The sequence below is a fragment of the Methylomonas defluvii genome (assembly GCF_033949435.1).
Taxonomy (GTDB): Bacteria; Pseudomonadota; Gammaproteobacteria; order Methylococcales; family Methylomonadaceae; genus Methylomonas; species Methylomonas defluvii.
This window is the reverse complement of sequence record NZ_JAXARY010000012.1, coordinates 1-16820: the sequence shown is the minus strand read 5'-3', so window position 1 is coordinate 16820 and position 16820 is coordinate 1. Positions and strand designations below refer to the sequence as shown.

Sequence of the window (16820 nt, the reverse complement as noted above, 5' to 3'; positions counted from 1 at the left end):
CATGTTCGGACGGCTTTTTTTCGGCGGACTACTGATAGGCAGCCTGGCCATGCTGCTGTTTGTGCTCGGGTTTGTGTGTTTGCAGTTTGGCTTGGTTTTGTTGATGGGGCTGTTTTATCTGTTAGCCAGTAAAGTGATGTTGTTGGCTTTGGGTCTGCTGGCTTTGCTGAGCGTGCTGACCTTATTTAAAGCGGTTTACCGTGAGCTGCGCGGGTATTTCAGTCGCGAATCGGCGGCGTTACGGCAGCTAGTGTCTTTGCAGATTCGTCGGCAAAATATTGAGCGGCGCCAGACTGCGGAATGCCGGCAGTTGAGCTATCTGAGCAGATTCAAGCGGCAACGCCTGCTGGTAGCCGATAACCGCAAACAGGCTAGGGCCTTGTTCGCGGCAATTAGCGATGAATTGCAAGCGGTGCGGGCGCAACTGCCAGCCACTCGATATAAAAATCTGCGCAAAGCCTTGCGTACCTATCGTAAACAAGCCGATGCTGCGGCCATGCTGGCTTTACGCCAACAATTGCATGTCGTCGATTAGCCGTTGGCTGGGCGAAGCGCTGGCGTTTTTGCGGCGCAGTCGCGACGACAATTTGCAATGGCATTTATCCAGGCACGAAGATGTCGCCGAACTGCGGCAAACCAAGGCGCTGGCGGAGCAGGCCTTGGTGGCACAGCTGAAAAAACAGTCGCAGCAATTGGCGCACGAGCTGGCCGTCAACAAAGCCCGCAACAGCAATGAGCTGGCGATGGTGAAAACCCAATGTCAGCAGGATTTAAAAGACTATCAGCAATATCTGCAATCGCTGGATAAACTGAAGGAGTCTTTGCGCACCAGTTACGCGCATCTGCCGGAAGCTGTGGCCTTCACTATTCACCATCACGCCAAGCAGTTATTGAATCGAATGTGGGATGCCCAAGAACCGCAGGAAAAAATGAAAATTGAAATGCAGTTGTTGCAGTTCATGACGGCGGTGCATGAAGATAGCCAGGCGTCTTTGCAAGGCGAGGGCAACGACGGTTTGCCGCAGCGGGCACTGGCTTTTATCGATGCGGATTTGGCGGACTAGATCGGCTGGAAATAGCCTTCAATATCTCTAACCATTTTCTTGTTCAACGCAAACATCACCACGTGATCGCCTTCCGCGAATACGGTGTCGTGATGTACCGGAATCACTTCTTTTTCGCGAATTAGCGCGCCTAATATGACGCCATCCGGTAAATTGACCTGATCTACACGCAAGCCAACCACCGAGCTGGAGTTTTTGCTGCGGTGAGCAATGGCTTCGATCGCTTCCGCACTGCCGCCGCACACCGAGCTGACGCCGACCACGTCGCCTTTACGCACGTGTTTGAGGATGCCGCCCAAGGTCTCCAGTTTTGGTTGAATCGCCAGATCGATTTCGGTGCCGTCCAATAATTTTAGGTAGGAATTATTGTTAATCAGGCAGATCGCCTTTTTGGCGCCGAGTTTTTTCGCCAGACCGGCGGCAATCAGGTTGATGCCGTCGTTATTAGTAATCGCGCAGAACAAATCGATGTCTTCGATCATTTCTTCTTGCAGTAGCGATTCGTCGGTACAGTCGCCATGCAGAATTAAGGTGTTACGCAAATCGTTGGAGATCTCCCGAGCGCGCTCAATGTCTTGCTCGATGACTTTGACGTGGTAGTTTTTTTCCAAGGCAATGGCCAGCCGCTTGCCGACGTGGCCGCCGCCGGCCAGCATAATGGTTTTGATCGGCGATTCCAGTTTATGCAGATCCACCAGGGTTTTACGGACCTTATCGCGGGGGCAGACAAAAAATACTTCATCGCCGGTGGCAATCACCGCCTCGCCGTTTACCGCGATGGCTTTGCCGTCGCGGAAAATCGCCGCGACCCGGATCATGCTGTCGGCCAGTTTTTCTTTCACGGCGTGGATGCGTTTGCCGGTCAGAAAGCCGGTCGGTACCACGCGAATCGAAAACAGCCTGACCAAGCCGTCGGCAAACTCCGACACATGCAGCGCGCCGGGGTATTTGATCAGATTATGAATGGATTCGGTTACAACCTGCTCAGGGCTGATGACAATATCAATACCGCCCGGCGCAAATAATTCCGGATGGTTGAGAAAGTCGATGGCGCGCACTCGGGCGATGGTTTTGGGTTTGCTATACAGGGTGTTGATCACTTGACAGGCCAGCATATTGGTCTCGTCGCGGTCGGTAACGGCAATCACCATGTCGGCGTCCTGAATTCCGGCTTGTTCCAGCACGCTGGGATGGGCAGCGTTACCTTCGACGGTGGCTATATCCAGGCGGCCTTTTAATGCGGTGAGCAAGTGGGCATTTTTATCGATAACGACAATATCGTTTTCTTCACTGGCCAATGCGCCGGCAACCGAAGAGCCGGTCACACCGGCACCGAGAATCACTATTTTCATAAATTGTTAAAGCCAGTAATGATGTCGAATGCTTGCCGCCACAAGGGCCGAAGCCGGCGAATTATACGCTGATCGATAGGCTTGTCCATGATCCAGCGAGTGCTAACTTTGCTGCGATGGAAATCGCCGGATGATGCAGTTGGGCTGCGGCTGCCAAGCAAAAATCCTGTTTTAAATAGCCGATTTACAAAAACAGGCTGGTGAATAGTCTCAGCTTGCCGGGCTTGTTTTCTGGTCACAGCCGCCCCATACCGTTTATAATCGCAAACTTTGGTTCACTCTCACTCTGGAAATATCATGCTGGGTAAGCTGGTTAAATTGGTAGTTGGCAGCCGCAACGACAGGCTGGTCAAGAAGAAACGCAAGCTAGTCAAGAAAGTCAATGCTCTGGCCGCCGAATACGAAAAATTATCCGATGCGGCGTTACAAGCCAAGACGCAGGAATTTCGCGACCGCCTGGCCCAAGGCGAAAACTTAGACAATTTACTCCCAGAAGCCTTTGCCGCCGTGCGGGAAGCCTCGACCCGTGTATTTGGCATGCGGCATTTCGACGTGCAGTTGATCGGCGGCATGGTCTTGCACAGCGGCAAGATAGCCGAAATGAAAACCGGTGAGGGTAAAACCCTGATGGCGACCTTGGCCGCCTATTTGAATGCCTTGCCCGGTAAAGGCGTGCATGTGGTGACCGTCAATGATTACTTGGCCCGCCGCGACGCGGAATGGATGGGCAAACTATACGGTTTCCTGGGCTTGACCACCGGCGTCATCGTCAGCGATTTGACCCATGAGCAACGCCAGGTTGCCTATGCAGCGGATATTACCTACGGCACCAACAACGAATTTGGTTTCGATTACCTGCGTGACAACATGGCCTTCAGTCTGGAACAAAAAGTCCAGCGCGATCTGAATTTTGCCATTGTCGACGAGGTGGATTCGATTCTGATCGACGAAGCCAGAACGCCGTTGATCATCTCCGGCCAGGCGGAAGGCAGTACCGATATTTACCTGAAGACCAATCAAATCATTCCCTACCTGACCAAACAGGAAAAAGCCGACGATCCGGAAAAACAGGATCAAATGCCCGGCGACTATGCCGTCGACGAAAAATCGCGGCAGATTCATCTGACCGAAGCCGGCTATGAGCACGTTGAGCGCTTGTTGGCGGAGCACGGCTTGATAGCCGACGGCTCCACATTATACGAAGCCGCCAACATCCGCTTGATGCACTATTTGAACGCATCGCTGCGAGCTCACGTACTGTTCCAAAAAGACGTGGATTATGTAGTGAAGGACGGTCAGGTCATCATCGTCGACGAATTTACCGGCCGGATGATGAGCGGCCGGCGTTGGTCCGAGGGTTTGCATCAAGCGATGGAAGCCAAGGAAAACGTGACTATTCAAAACGAAAACCAAACGCTGGCTTCGATTACCTTCCAGAATTATTTCCGTCTTTACAACAAATTATCCGGTATGACCGGTACTGCGGATACCGAAGCGTTTGAGTTGAACAAAATCTACGGCCTGGAAGTGGTGGTTATTCCTACCCACAGACCGATGATTCGTAAAGATAAGGGCGATTTGGTTTATCTGTCCGCGCGGGAAAAATACAAGGCTGTCATCGAAGACATCAAAGATTGCGTGCAGCGCGGCCAACCGGTGTTGGTGGGTACGACGTCGATCGAAAACTCTGAATTGATTTCCCGGATGCTGCAACAACAAAACATCCGCCATGAAGTCTTGAATGCCAAGCAGCACGAGCGCGAAGCCCACATTATCGAAAATGCCGGTATGCCGGGCGCCGTCACGATTGCTACGAATATGGCCGGTCGCGGCACCGACATCGTGTTGGGTGGCAATCTGAATGCCGAACTGGCTGCCTTGGGACCGGATGCCAGCGAAGCCGATAAAGAGCGAGTACGCGCGGCTTGGCAGGAAAGACATGAAAAAGTGTTGGCGAGCGGCGGTCTGCATGTGATCGGTTCGGAACGCCACGAGTCGCGGCGGATCGACAACCAGTTGCGCGGCCGTTCCGGTCGGCAGGGCGATCCGGGTTCGACCCGTTTTTATCTGTCGCTGGAAGACGATTTGATGCGGATTTTCGCGTCCGAGCGCGTCGCCAGCTTGATGCAAAAACTGGGTATGGAAGAAGGTGAAGCGATTGAGCATCCTTGGGTGACTCGTTCCATCGAAAGCGCGCAACGCAAAGTGGAGAATCGTAACTTCGATATTCGCAAAGAAATTCTGGCTTACGACGACGTCGCCAACGATCAACGTAAGGTTATTTACGCGCAGCGCAATGAGTTGATGGCTGCCGAAGACATCAACGACATTATCAACGCCATACGTGCTGACGTGTTGAACGACGTCATCACCGAATACATTCCGCCGAAAACCATGGAAGAGCAATGGGATGTGCGTGGATTGGAAACCCATTTGCAGCAAGAATTTAATCTGCAGATGCCGCTAGTGGAAATGCTGGAGCACGACCGTACCCTGAATGAAGCGAAATTGCGCCGGCTGATTATCGAAAAAGCCGAGCAAGAAAGCCGCGCCCGTGAAGAGGCCGTAGGTGTGCAAGTGCTAAGGCATTTCGAGAAATCCGTGATGTTGCAAGTGCTGGATAATAGCTGGAAAGAACATCTGGCGGCGATGGACCAATTGCGCCAAGGTATTCATTTCAGAGGCTATGCGCAAAAAGATCCCAAGCAGGAATACAAGCGCGAGTCGTTCCAAATGTTTACCGGCCTGTTGACGCATATCAAGCAGGAAGTGGTGGGTATACTCGCTAAGGTACAGGTGGCGCGTGAAGAAGACGTGCAGGCGATCGACGAACAACGCCAAGCACCGCTGGAAATGCACTACGAACACGCGGAAGCCCACTCCATTTTTGAAGAAGAGCCCGTGGCACCAGCAGCTCAGCCAGACTCAGACCCGGAGAACGCGGAGCAGCCTTTTGTCAGACTCGGCAACAAAGTGGGCCGTAACGACCCATGCCCCTGCGGTTCCGGTAAAAAGTACAAGCAATGCCACGGCAAATTGAACTAATGTTTAACCGCGGCGCCCCAAACCGGGCGTCGCGGCTGCCCGACAATTCGATTTAGAGGGCCTTTGGCATCGCTTTCAGCCTTGCAAAACCAGCGGCCCACGGCTTTTAATTTTCACTGTCCTCAAGGGTAAGTACTATGCCGCATAGAGTCTTTAATAAGAGTAATCCCGCCGCCGATATTACCAAGCTCCCCAAGTTGGGCATGGAAAAAAAGCATTTCATCGCCGACTTCAAACACTACTACAGTCATCGGCTCGGGCGCGATGAAAATTGCCGTTCTCCGCATTACGCCTATGAAGCCTTGTCTTTGGCGATCAGCGACCGTTTGGTCGAACGCTGGAAAAAAACCTACAACGTCTATCGCGACTCCGATTGTAAAAAAGCCTTCTATCTGTCGATGGAGTTTTTGATGGGGCGTTCTTTGAGCAACGCCATGTTGAATCTCGGGGTTGACGATATTGTCACGCAAGCCTTGTATGATTTGGGTTTGGAAGCCGAGGAACTCATCGAGAGCGAGCCGGACGCTGGTTTGGGTAATGGCGGCTTGGGACGCTTGGCGGCGTGTTTCATCGATAGTTGTGCCACCTTGCAACTACCGGTCACGGGCTACGGTTTGCGTTATGAATACGGCATGTTTTCGCAACAAATCGTCAATGGCGAGCAGGTCGAGAAACCCGATCATTGGTTGCGGATGGGCAACGTCTGGGAAATCGAACGTCCGGAATACATGCACCGCATCAAATTCGGCGGCCACACCCAAACCCACATCGACGAAAAAGGCAACAAGCGCACCAGTTGGCTGGATACGCATGATGTGATTGCCATGCCTTACGACACGCCGGTGCCTGGCTATAAAAACGGTACGGTCAATACCCTGCGCTTGTGGAAAGCCATCGCCACGGAAGAATTCAATTTGCAGGAATTCAATGCCGGTGATTACGCCGAAGCCGTGGCGGAGAAAAACACCGCCGAAAACATTACGATGGTGTTGTATCCCAACGATGCCAACGAAAACGGCAAAGCCTTGCGCCTGCAACAGCAATATCTGCTGGCCTCCGCGAGTTTGCAGGACGTCATCGCCAACTGGGTGGGGCGCCACGGTAATAATTTCAGTAAATTTGCCGAGAAAAACTGCTTTCAGCTCAACGACACCCATCCCAGCATCGCGGTGGCCGAGCTGATGCGCTTGTTGATGGATATTCACGGTTTACCTTGGAAAGAAGCCTGGAACATCACGCGGCAAACGATGGCCTACACCAATCATACCTTGCTGCCCGAGGCCTTGGAAAAATGGTCGGTCAATCTGATGCAGCATTTGCTGCCGCGCTTGATGGAAATTATTTTTGAAATCAACGCACACTTCATGGCTGAAGTGTCGGCGCGTTGGCCTGGCGACAATCCACGCATGGCGCGGATGTCCATCATCGAAGAGGGTTATCAAAAACAGGTGCGGATGGCATTTTTGGCTATCGTCGGCAGTTTTTCTGTCAACGGCGTTGCTGAACTGCATTCCAAGTTGTTGCAGGAGGGCTTGTTTAAAGACTTTTTCGAGCTCTGGCCGCAAAAATTTAATAACAAAACTAACGGTGTGACCCCCAGACGCTGGCTGGCCGGTTGTAATCCGGAATTGGCCGAGTTTATTACCGCAACTATTGGTGATGGCTGGATTACCGACCTTTCTCAGCTGTCCAAATTAGCGCCTTACGCCGAAGACGCCGCGTTCAGGCAAAAATGGTACGACTTAAACCGGGCCAGCAAACAGCGGCTTGTCGATTACAAAAAAGAAGAACACGATATTGAAATAAACGTTGATGCGTTATTCGATGTGCAGGTCAAACGTATCCACGAATACAAACGGCAGATTTTGAATGTGCTGCATGTGATTCATCTTTATGACCGGATTAAACGCGGCGATACGCAGAATTGGGTGGATCGTTGCGTACTGATCGGCGGTAAGGCTGCGCCCGGCTATGTGATGGCGAAAAAAATCATCAAGCTGATTAACAATGTCGGCAATGTCATTAATGAAGATCCGGAAGTAGGCAACAAGCTGAGATTGGTGTTTATGCCCAATTACTGCGTGTCGGCGATGGAGAAAATCTGTCCGGGCGCGGATTTGTCGGAACAAATTTCGACTGCCGGTAAGGAAGCGTCCGGTACCGGTAACATGAAATTTATGATGAACGGCGCGCTGACCATCGGTACGTTGGACGGTGCCAACATCGAAATTCGTGAAGAGGTCGGTGCCGACAATTTCTTCCTGTTCGGCTTGACCGAAACCGAAGTGGAGGCGCTCCGGCCGCATTACGATCCGCAATGGTTCATCAATCAGGACAGCGATTTGCAAGGCGTGATGCGCTTGCTGGAATGCGGACATTTCAATCAGTTCGAGCCGGGCATTTTCGACGACATCATTGCTTCGATTAAAAGTCCGCACGATCCTTGGATGACTATCGCCGATTTTCGCAGTTATCTGGAAGCACAGAAGCGGGTCGAGCAAACTTGGCGTGATCAAGAGCGCTGGACCAAAATGAGTATTCTCAATACCGCGGCCAGCGGTAAGTTTTCCACCGATAGAACGATTAGCGAATACAACCGCGAGATTTGGAAGCTGTCGCCGGTGGACGTGGAAAAATACTGAAACAATGCTGGATATTGTCTTGTTCGAGCCGGAAATACCGGCCAATACCGGCAATATCATCCGTTTATGCGCGAATACCGGTGCGCATCTGCATTTAATCCAGCCTTTGGGCTTTGATCTGGACGACAAACGTCTGCGTCGCGCCGGGCTGGATTATCATGAATGGGTGAACATCCGCCAGTACGGTTCCTTGCACGATTACGTCGAAAAAGCCAAGCCCCAGCGTTTATTTGCTTTAACCACCAAAGGCCACACCGGTTACAGCGAGGTGCGATACAAAGCCGGAGATGCCTTGTTATTCGGTCCGGAAACCCGTGGCTTACCGGCCGCATTTCTCAGTCAACATCCGACCGCGCTCCAGTTGTATTTGCCGATGCGTAAGGAAAGCCGCAGTCTTAATCTCTCCAATACCGTAGCCATAGTGCTTTACGAAGCCTGGAAGCAATTGAATTTTGTGGATGCGGCTCGTTGACTTAGTGATAGATCAGCGCCCGCAGCAACGTTTAAATTTTTTGCCGCTGCCGCACGGACAAGGCGCATTTTTGCCGGAATCCGTGCTTGCCGCGACTTTGCCTGCGGCTTTGATGACGCCGTCCAGATAAAGCCAACGGGAATTGGATTTAACGAAGCGACTGATTTCGTGCATGAAATAGTCTTCGCCGTCTTGTCGGTAAAAAGCCTTAAACTCGACAATGCCCTTGCTGTCTTGGCCGCTGCCTTTTTTAGTGCTGACTATCGCCAGTTTTTGCCAGTGTGCGGTTTCCTTGGAAAAGTCGATGTCGGCCGGCCGTTTGCTGGTATCCCAAGTATTCAATAAATAGCCCACATCGCGCCGGGCGTAGGCACTAAAACGCGAGCGCATCAAGGCTTCCGCAGTTGGCGGGTAGTGTTCGCCGCTGTGATAGCGGCCGCAGCAGTCGGCATAATCCAGGCCGGAGCCGCATAAACAAGTTTCTAGTGGGTCGGTGATTGTCGTCATAACGGCGGATTCTACCGAAATAGACAAGCCAAAAGCCAATCTTAGCCGCTCTCGGCGGAACGTATCCGCGCACTGACAGAGCTTTTAGATGATGGGGGCTGGGCTTGTTATGATAAATCTCTAAGCTTTGGGGTTTTACGATCAGCGTATTTTCAGGAGGCCGGATTGAAAGTCGCATTAAACACACAAATTTTTCTGGGTGCCGTATTCGGCGTAGCGTTGGGCATGGGATTCGCCAAGTTGGGACCGGACGCCGCGCTTAGCAAACAAGGTATTTACGTTTGCGGTCTATTGAGTACTTTATTCATGGATTTGTTGAAAATGGTCTTGGTGCCTTTGGTGTTTACCTCCATTGCGGTTGGGGTGGCGAATTTGCGCATGCACGGCCAATTGCATCGAGTCTGGCTGTCTACCTTGGTTTTTTTTATGGTTTCTATGGCTCTGGCTATCCTGCTGGGCGTGGCGGCGGCAAATATATTCGAGCCCGGAAAAGGTTTGAATTTGGACTTGTTCAATAACGCTGTTCCCAACTTCGCCGCCAAGCAAATGAGCTTTGCGCAATTTGTAGCCAGCTTCCTGCATGGCTTATTCGTTAACCCGTTCGCGGCACTAGCGCAGGCCAATATCCTGGCAATCGTGATGTTTGCACTGTTGTTGGGTATTGCTTTGGTAGTGGGAGGGGATCGTTACCGCAATATCTTGCTGCTGTTGCAGGAAGGCTTGGAGTTAATGCTGCGCTTGGTCGGCTGGATTATGCGGCTGGCGCCCTTGGGCATCATGGCTTTGCTGGCGCAGTTGCTGGCGACGCAAAATCTGGCCTTGTTAAGCAGTTTGGCGGAATTTGTCGCGGTGGTCATTGGTACCACTTTGCTGCATGGCTTGGTCGTGTTGCCTTTGTTGTTAGGTATAGTTGCCAAGGTTTCGCCGCTGAAGTTTTTTCTGGGCGCCAGGGAAGCCTTAATCACCGCATTTGCCACCAGTTCCAGCTCTGCCACATTGCCCGTCACCTTGCGTTGCGTTGAACAGCATTTGCACGTCAAACCCGGTATTGCCGGTTTCGTGGTGCCGCTGGGTGCCACGGTCAATATGGACGGCACCGCGCTCTACGAAGCTGCCGCTGCGTTATTTGTCGCGAATTTAGCCGGCATAGAGCTGGATTTGGCGCAACAATTGATCGTATGTTTTACCACGATGATCGCCGCCATGGGCGCGCCGGGCATCCCCAGTGCCGGCATGGTGACCATGATGATGGTGTTGCAATCGGTTGGTCTCCCGACCGAAGCCATTGCGATACTGTTACCCATGGACCGCATACTGGATACGGTGCGGACCATGGTCAACGTAGAGGGCGATATGGTGGGTTGCTTAGTGGTACAGCGCTTGACGGATCGCTAGTTTTTTCTGCGGTTTATGAATGGATTACCCGATTGCGGCCGCTTTGCTTGGCTTTATACAAGGCGTTATCTGCGCGGACAATAAAGCTTTCCGGATTATCGCCGGATTGCAATCTGGCAACGCCTATCGACAAGGTGATTTTGCCCAGCGACTGGTTGTCGTTTTTGCGTTGCAAGCGGCTGGCTGCCATCGCGGTGCGAATATTTTCGGAGATTTCTACCGCCTTTTCGTGGCTGGTGTTGGGCATGATAATCGCCAGTTCCTCACCGCCGTAACGCGCAACGTGATGATGTTCTTCAGCGTGTTTCTTCATTAAATTCGCTACATATTTAATGACATTGTCGCCGATAGTGTGGCCGTAAGTGTCGTTAATGCGTTTGAAATGGTCTATGTCCAGCATCGACAGGCACGCGGTATCGGGTGCGGATTGTTCGATGATTTCGGCCAGGGTCATGTCGAATGCGCGCCGATTCAACAAGCCGGTTAAACCGTCGGTGGTAGCGATTTGTCTGGCTTGAGCCAGCTCGGTGCGCAATTGCTCCATTTCTTGGTTGGCTTCGGTCAGCTTGGTTTGCATGGCCTGACTGGTCATCGCCAGCGCTTTGGTTTCCTGAATGATTTCTTCCAAGATGGTTTTCAAGCCGTCTGAAGCGGAGAAGTTCTCCAAGATGACTGATTTTTTTTGAAAGCTGTCGTTGGTCTCTTCGGCCTTGTTGTAAGTTTCGTTGATCGCGCTAGTGGCTTGCTCGATGACTTTGTGCAGTTGCCGGTTGATTTGCTCGAAAGATTCCAAAGACGCATTACAAATGTGTGATTTGTAAAGCTCGACGCTGTTGTCGTAATCGAAGGCCTTGTTTTCGGCGAGCAACGAGTCGACTGCTTTGTTTAAGCTCGGGTTTCCGCCGGCCACATAGTCGTACCAAATAGCGTAGTTGATGGGATTGGCAGCAACGTTATGACGCATCAATAATGGCAGGATTTGTTTTAGATGGCCGGCGTTAACGCTCGGCGAGAAATCGTAAATCGGTATGTAAGTGGTGCCTTTACTCATCAGATTTTTGTCGATAAACGTATAACGGTTTAAGTACTGCTCGCGCCGGGATTGTTAACCCAGTCACTGCTTTCGATTGTTCCGTATCAATGCGCCGGGTTTAGCGCTTAGTAGAACGTGTCTTAAGGTAACTTGGATAATTGTGCTTGAAACACTATGAGCCTCCAGGCTTTCATTTTACGTAGTCATAAGCCTACATAAAGGTAACTTAAAACCGGGATTTTTCAATACATCCGGAAAATAAGCTGACGCACACAGTGTTTGCGGTTTGTGTGTAGGGGCCGGTTTTGAGGGGGTGAGTTTATCAGTGTAATTTTTTTCTAGAAATGGTTTGCGTGTACCGGCTGTTTTTCTAATGGCTGTCCGGAGAATGCAAACTCTTGGCAACTGCACGTGTGGCACGAGTATTTGCATCGCAAAGTTAACAAAACATTTTGCAGCAGCTCCAGTTTTGGATAGAATGCGCGTCCTTTAGTCGGGTGCTTAGCTCAGCTGGGAGAGCATCGCCCTTACAAGGCGAGGGTCGGGGGTTCGAACCCCTCAGCACCCACCAGACTATCGGAGGTTAAATGTAGAATCTCCCACGATTCTATTCGGTAATCTCAAGCGTCCCAATCAATACTCCTAAGGCAAGCGCTACGCCATCGTCGCAACGGATTCCTATTTTCGGCAAAATGGCAAGCTGGGTTTTGCCTTGCCATTGTTAGCTTTGCGGTTTAGCGAACTCTCCATTACTTCCAGCCCTTTGACTGGCCCAGGCCGAGCGCAACACCAGAACTGTCTGTCTTATTAACGCCATTTTCAATCCCCACGATAAACACCAAATGCAATGGCGGTCCGCTGTTGTTAGGCGCGTCCGCATTCCGGGAATAATCGGTTGATACGGCAACCTCGACTCCTCCCGCGCTTGTGTAAATCATCCGCTCAATTCGAAATCTTATGGCTAGGCCATCTAATTAGGAAATTGAAATTAAATGCCGCCGCTAACTCCTTGAGTTAAAAAACAAAGCACGCAAGTGCGGCTATTTAGTAAAAATTTCCCGCTGACAACACAATATGTTGTGCTAGAATTTCAACATAGACACTATATGCAGTATATCGCCGGACTGTATTGTTTTCGGTTTTAATCCAATAAACATCAACATCTTAGCCGTGCCGGAGCGGCGAGATAGGCCTATAACCATTCAACTAGAAAAGGGAATCCACGAATGACCGCAAAACTTCATGTTGTGACACAAGACGCCACCGAAATCCCGCTGCAAAGTGCTTCCCTGGATATTTGGGACAGCAAATACCGCTTAAAAACCAAGGACGGCAAAGCGATTGATGAAACGATTGATGACACCTACAAGCGCGTCGCCAAGGCCCTGTCTAGCGTCGAGAAAACCAAGGCGCTGCAAGAAAAACACTACAAAGAATTTCTGTGGGCCTTGCGGAAAGGCGTGATCCCGGCCGGTCGCATCACCTCCAACGCCGGCGCTTTGGATCATAAACCGGCCACCTCCACCATCAACTGCACCGTATCCGGCATCATTGAAGATTCGATGGACGACATTTTGCACAAGGTTCACGAAGCCGGTCTGACCCTGAAAGCCGGTTGCGGCATCGGTTACGAATTTTCGACATTACGGCCGCGAGACGCTTATGTATCAGGCGCCGGCGCCTATACCTCCGGCCCGTTGTCGTTCATGGATATTTACGACAAGATGTGTTTCACCGTATCGTCGGCCGGCGGCCGCCGTGGCGCGCAAATGGCTACCTTCGACGTCGCCCATCCGGACGTGGTGGACTTTATCCGCGCCAAGCGTGAAGACGGCCGCTTGCGCCAGTTCAATTTGTCGCTGCTGATTACCAGCGAATTCGTCGAAGCCGTTAAAAGCAACGGCCAATGGCCGCTGTCTTTCCCGGTTACCGAACGCGAAGCCAATGCCGATAAACTGGATTTAACCGATACCGACAAAATCGTTTGGCGCGATCTGCCCAATAAAAAAGGCTATGTGGTCAACGAGGCCGGCTTGGTGGCTTGCCGCATTACCAAAGTCATGCCGGCCCGCCGCTTGTGGGACATCATCATGTCCTCCACTTACGATTACGCCGAACCGGGATTTATCTTGATCGACAAAGTCAACGAGATGAACAACAACTGGTTTTGTGAGCACATCCGCGCCACCAACCCTTGCGGCGAACAACCGCTGCCGCCTTACGGCAGTTGCTTGCTGGGCTCGATCAACCTGACCCGCTTCATCGATAAACCATTCTCCAAAGAAGCCCGCTTCGATTGGGAAGCTTATCGTAAAACTATTCGTATCTTTACCCGGATGCTGGATAACGTCGTCGAGATCAACGGCCTGCCTTTGGAAAAACAGCGCGAAGAAATCATTGGCAAACGCCGCCACGGCATGGGCTATTTAGGCTTGGGTTCCACCATTACTATGTTGGGCATGAAATACGGCAACGAAGAGTCTCTGGTATTTACCGAACAAGTCACCAAAGAGTTGGCTTTGGAAGGCTGGAAAGCCGGCCTGGAGCTCGCAAAAGAAAAGGGCCCGGCACCTATCATGGAGCAGTTATTCACCGTCACCGGCGAAATGCTGCACAAACGCCCGGAAATGACGGCGGACGGTTACAAACTGGGCGACCAAGTGCCCGGTAAAGTTTTGCACGCCAAATACAGCCGCTACATGCAAAAAGTCGCGCAGGAACTGCCGGAATTGGTCGCGGAACTGGCGGAAGTTGGCTGCCGCTTTACCCACCACAGTTCGATCGCGCCGACCGGCACCATCTCACTGTCGCTGGCCAACAACGCCAGCAACGGTATTGAACCGAGCTTTGCCCATCATTATTCGCGCAACGTAATCCGCGAAGGCAAAAAGTCCAAGGAAAAAATCGACGTGTTTTCCTTTGAATTGCTGGCCTACCGCGAACTGATCAACCCGCAAGCCATGCCATACAGCCAGGATCCGGCTCAGCAATTGCCGGATTATTTCATCGCTGCCGATGACATCAGCCCCAAACAGCATGTCGATATTCAAGCTGCTGCGCAACGCTGGATCGACTCGTCTATCTCGAAAACCGCCAACGTGCCGACCGATTATCCGTACGAAGACTTCAAGTCCATCTACGAATACGCCTACGACCAAGGCCTGAAAGGCTGCACCACTTTCCGCTTCAACCCGGAAGTGTTTCAGGGCGTGTTGGTCAAGGAATCCGACCTGGAAAACACCACCTACCAGTTCACGCTGGAGGATGGGCATGTCGTGGAATTTAAAGGCAACGAAGAAGTGGAATATGATGGCGAAACCCACACCGCTGCCAACTTGTTTGATGCTTTGAAAGAAGGCTATTACGGCAAGTTTTGATTTTTAAAAAATGTAGGTTGGGTTAGGCGTTAGCCGTAACCCAACACGACGGCAATTTTGGGTTACGCATGCGCTTTTATGCCCGGCCGGTAAACCCAAGCTACAGAATACGGAAAACCCATGACCCTACACAAAATCAACAAAAAAATCGTCGGCTACAAAGTGCTGACCAAAGAAAACCTGGAAGCAGCTGCCCAGGCGGAAGCCGAACTGGCAAAACCTTCACTGGAAGAAATGCACGAAAATCTGGCGCGCCCGGAGATGCTGCTGGGTTCCACCTATAAGATCAAAACCCCGCAGTCCGAGCACGCCCTGTACATCACCATCAACGACATCATCCTGAACGAAGGCACGGTGCATCAGGAACGCCGGCCTTACGAAATCTTCATCAACTCCAAAAACATGGAGCATTTTCAATGGGTACTGGCGCTGACCCGCTTGATTTCGGCAGTGTTTCGCAAGGGCGGTGACGCCACCTTTTTGGTGGAAGAAATGAAGGCGGTATTCGATCCGCAGGGCGGATATTTCAAAAAAGGCGGGGTGTTCATGCCGTCCCTGGTTGCCGAGATCGGCCACGCTATCGAATCACACATGAAACACATCGGCATGATCAAGCCGGAAAAACTCAGCGATCACCACCAGCAATTACTGGATGAAAAACGCCGGGAGTTTGAAGCGCAGCATGGCGCGACGGAGGGGCAGGCGTTCCCAGAAAAAGCGGTGTTGTGCGTGAAATGTTCGACTAAAGCGATGGTGTTGATGGATGGGTGTATGACCTGTCTCAATTGCGGTGAAAGCAAGTGCGGCTAAAATGAAGCTGATATATCGCAAGCACGCAATCATACGTATGTTTGAACGCGGAATCACTGATCAGGATATTCGGTCGGTGTTAGCTAACGGCGAAGTAATCATGCATTATCCCAACGATACACCATATCCTAGCCAATTAGTTTTGGGTTGGATAAACGGAAATCCGATTCATGTTTTATCAGCAACCGCTGAAGATGATGAGTTTATTGTCATCACGGCTTATCAACCAACCCCCTCTCTTTGGGAAAACAATTTCAAGAGGAAACGTCCATGAAATGTCCGATTTGTAAACATGGAGATACCGCCAGCGGCACCGCAAGTTTGACGCTGGAGCGAGGCTCTGCAACGTTGGTGTTTAAAAACGTACCGGCGCTGATTTGTAATAACTGTGGCGAAGAATATTTTAGTGATGACATCACTCGTTCGATTCTGAATCAGGCTGAGTCCGCTATTAATGCTGGCGTGGAGATTGATGTGCGGCAGTATCGGGCGGCTTGAAGACGGTTCTATGAAGTAGGGCGGAAAAGCGAAGCGTCTTCCGCCGCGATGGCATTAAATCATTTGGCGTATGGCGCTATCGCTTATGCGCTCTACAGTTCTGGATGAAAAAGGCCGGGAATTTGAAGCGCAGCATGGCACGACGGAGGGGCAGGCGTTTCCTGAGAAAGCGGTGTTATGCGTGAAATGTTCGACTAAGGCGATGGTGTTGATGGATGGGTGTATGACTTGTTTGAATTGTGGGGAGTCGAAGTGTGGGTGATTTAGAGTAGATGCCAATATGTAGTTGTCATTATTTGGCGGAACCACTGTGTGAACCGCCCTACTTAGGTTGCTAATAAATAATCTAAAGTTGTATGGAAGAAATAGTCAATTCTTTAAATGTCGGGGTTGGGACAGGGCTTGCGGTATTAGGCTCTAAAGAAATACTTGATAAATTGTTGGGACCTTCTGCCGATTACATTGGCAATGAGACCAAAAATCTGATCGCCAAATGTAATATTAACTTAGGATTTCGCCAAAAATAACTTCCCTGTATTGATACTGTCCCTAACTGGATTTGTAATGGAGAATACAACGACTTGAACCGTGGAAGATGAAAAAGTGACTGGCTACGAACCCGCGA

Annotated in this window: 14 protein-coding genes, 1 tRNA gene and 1 pseudogene; 13 read left to right on the top strand and 3 right to left on the bottom strand. The window is 51.1% G+C overall.

Features of this window, described 5'->3' with window-relative positions:
- The first annotated feature begins 1 nt into the window (after position 1).
- The gene (locus QLH52_RS13625; protein WP_319961943.1) at positions 2-535 is read left to right on the top strand and encodes a hypothetical protein; all 534 of its coding nucleotides are present in this window, start codon (positions 2-4) and stop codon (positions 533-535) included.
- Complete coding sequence (locus QLH52_RS13620; protein ID WP_319961942.1) at positions 522-1064, top strand: hypothetical protein; 543 nt, start codon at positions 522-524, stop codon at positions 1062-1064. The genes QLH52_RS13625 and QLH52_RS13620 overlap by 14 nt, the downstream gene beginning before the upstream one ends.
- On the opposite strand, the gene trkA is transcribed toward QLH52_RS13620, so the two are convergent.
- The gene (trkA, locus tag QLH52_RS13615) at positions 1061-2416 is read right to left on the bottom strand and encodes a Trk system potassium transporter TrkA (RefSeq protein ID WP_033155191.1); all 1356 of its coding nucleotides are present in this window, start codon (positions 2414-2416) and stop codon (positions 1061-1063) included. The genes QLH52_RS13620 and trkA overlap by 4 nt on opposite strands.
- 297 nt (positions 2417-2713) lie before the next feature.
- Here trkA and secA point away from each other — a divergent pair, with 297 nt between their 5' ends.
- The 3 genes from secA (at position 2714) to trmL (ending at position 8575) form a co-directional block, all read left to right on the top strand.
- Complete coding sequence (secA, locus tag QLH52_RS13610; RefSeq protein WP_319961941.1) at positions 2714-5461, top strand: preprotein translocase subunit SecA; 2748 nt, start codon at positions 2714-2716, stop codon at positions 5459-5461.
- A 137-nt stretch (positions 5462-5598) separates the two neighbouring features.
- Positions 5599-8103: a glycogen/starch/alpha-glucan phosphorylase gene (locus QLH52_RS13605; RefSeq protein WP_319961940.1), complete on the top strand. Its 2505-nt coding sequence runs from the start codon at positions 5599-5601 to the stop codon at positions 8101-8103.
- 4 nt (positions 8104-8107) lie between these two features.
- Positions 8108-8575, top strand: a complete 468-nt coding sequence (trmL, locus tag QLH52_RS13600) for a tRNA (uridine(34)/cytosine(34)/5-carboxymethylaminomethyluridine(34)-2'-O)-methyltransferase TrmL (protein ID WP_319961939.1) — start codon at positions 8108-8110, stop codon at positions 8573-8575.
- A gap of 12 nt (positions 8576-8587) precedes the next feature.
- Here trmL and QLH52_RS13595 read toward each other — a convergent pair whose 3' ends face one another.
- Complete coding sequence (locus QLH52_RS13595; protein ID WP_319961938.1) at positions 8588-9082, bottom strand: YchJ family protein; 495 nt, start codon at positions 9080-9082, stop codon at positions 8588-8590.
- Positions 9083-9247: 165 nt separating this feature from the next.
- Here QLH52_RS13595 and QLH52_RS13590 point away from each other — a divergent pair, with 165 nt between their 5' ends.
- On the top strand, positions 9248-10477 hold the full coding sequence (locus QLH52_RS13590) for a dicarboxylate/amino acid:cation symporter (protein WP_319961937.1): 1230 nt from the start codon (positions 9248-9250) through the stop codon (positions 10475-10477).
- A 13-nt stretch (positions 10478-10490) separates the two neighbouring features.
- On the opposite strand, the gene QLH52_RS13585 is transcribed toward QLH52_RS13590, so the two are convergent.
- The gene (locus QLH52_RS13585; protein WP_205450584.1) at positions 10491-11528 is read right to left on the bottom strand and encodes a GGDEF domain-containing protein; all 1038 of its coding nucleotides are present in this window, start codon (positions 11526-11528) and stop codon (positions 10491-10493) included.
- A 477-nt stretch (positions 11529-12005) separates the two neighbouring features.
- Here QLH52_RS13585 and QLH52_RS13580 point away from each other — a divergent pair.
- From QLH52_RS13580 to QLH52_RS13550, 7 genes and pseudogenes are all read left to right on the top strand, one after another.
- A tRNA-Val gene (locus tag QLH52_RS13580) sits at positions 12006-12081 on the top strand.
- Positions 12082-12736: 655 nt separating this feature from the next.
- Positions 12737-14887: an adenosylcobalamin-dependent ribonucleoside-diphosphate reductase gene (locus QLH52_RS13575; protein ID WP_033155184.1), complete on the top strand. Its 2151-nt coding sequence runs from the start codon at positions 12737-12739 to the stop codon at positions 14885-14887.
- A 120-nt stretch (positions 14888-15007) separates the two neighbouring features.
- Positions 15008-15697 (top strand): TSCPD domain-containing protein, encoded by a 690-nt coding sequence (locus QLH52_RS13570; protein WP_319961936.1) that lies wholly within the window; start codon positions 15008-15010, stop codon positions 15695-15697.
- Position 15698: 1 nt separating this feature from the next.
- Positions 15699-15971 (top strand): DUF4258 domain-containing protein, encoded by a 273-nt coding sequence (locus tag QLH52_RS13565; RefSeq protein ID WP_319961935.1) that lies wholly within the window; start codon positions 15699-15701, stop codon positions 15969-15971.
- Complete coding sequence (locus QLH52_RS13560) at positions 15968-16195, top strand: type II toxin-antitoxin system MqsA family antitoxin (RefSeq protein ID WP_319961934.1); 228 nt, start codon at positions 15968-15970, stop codon at positions 16193-16195. Before QLH52_RS13565 ends, QLH52_RS13560 begins: the two co-directional genes overlap by 4 nt.
- A gap of 100 nt (positions 16196-16295) precedes the next feature.
- A pseudogene (locus QLH52_RS13555) lies at positions 16296-16457 on the top strand (TSCPD domain-containing protein); the annotation flags it as partial.
- A 94-nt stretch (positions 16458-16551) separates the two neighbouring features.
- Positions 16552-16722: a hypothetical protein gene (locus QLH52_RS13550; protein ID WP_319961933.1), complete on the top strand. Its 171-nt coding sequence runs from the start codon at positions 16552-16554 to the stop codon at positions 16720-16722.
- Positions 16723-16820: the final 98 nt, after the last annotated feature.

Excerpts from the sequence above, each read along its gene's own strand:
- QLH52_RS13585 (WP_205450584.1), bottom strand. The coding sequence starts at position 11,528 with ATGAGTAAAGGCACCACTTACATACCGATTTACGATTTCTCGCCGAGC.
- secA (WP_319961941.1), top strand. The coding sequence starts at position 2,714 with ATGCTGGGTAAGCTGGTTAAATTGGTAGTTGGCAGCCGCAACGACAGG.
- QLH52_RS13550 (WP_319961933.1), top strand. The coding sequence starts at position 16,552 with ATGGAAGAAATAGTCAATTCTTTAAATGTCGGGGTTGGGACAGGGCTT.
- trmL (WP_319961939.1), top strand. The coding sequence starts at position 8,108 with ATGCTGGATATTGTCTTGTTCGAGCCGGAAATACCGGCCAATACCGGC.
- QLH52_RS13565 (WP_319961935.1), top strand. The coding sequence starts at position 15,699 with ATGAAGCTGATATATCGCAAGCACGCAATCATACGTATGTTTGAACGC.
- QLH52_RS13625 (WP_319961943.1), top strand. The coding sequence starts at position 2 with ATGTTCGGACGGCTTTTTTTCGGCGGACTACTGATAGGCAGCCTGGCC.
- QLH52_RS13605 (WP_319961940.1), top strand. The coding sequence starts at position 5,599 with ATGCCGCATAGAGTCTTTAATAAGAGTAATCCCGCCGCCGATATTACC.
- QLH52_RS13575 (WP_033155184.1), top strand. The coding sequence starts at position 12,737 with ATGACCGCAAAACTTCATGTTGTGACACAAGACGCCACCGAAATCCCG.
- QLH52_RS13570 (WP_319961936.1), top strand. The coding sequence starts at position 15,008 with ATGACCCTACACAAAATCAACAAAAAAATCGTCGGCTACAAAGTGCTG.
- QLH52_RS13620 (WP_319961942.1), top strand. The coding sequence starts at position 522 with ATGTCGTCGATTAGCCGTTGGCTGGGCGAAGCGCTGGCGTTTTTGCGG.
- QLH52_RS13595 (WP_319961938.1), bottom strand. The coding sequence starts at position 9,082 with ATGACGACAATCACCGACCCACTAGAAACTTGTTTATGCGGCTCCGGC.
- trkA (WP_033155191.1), bottom strand. The coding sequence starts at position 2,416 with ATGAAAATAGTGATTCTCGGTGCCGGTGTGACCGGCTCTTCGGTTGCC.
- QLH52_RS13560 (WP_319961934.1), top strand. The coding sequence starts at position 15,968 with ATGAAATGTCCGATTTGTAAACATGGAGATACCGCCAGCGGCACCGCA.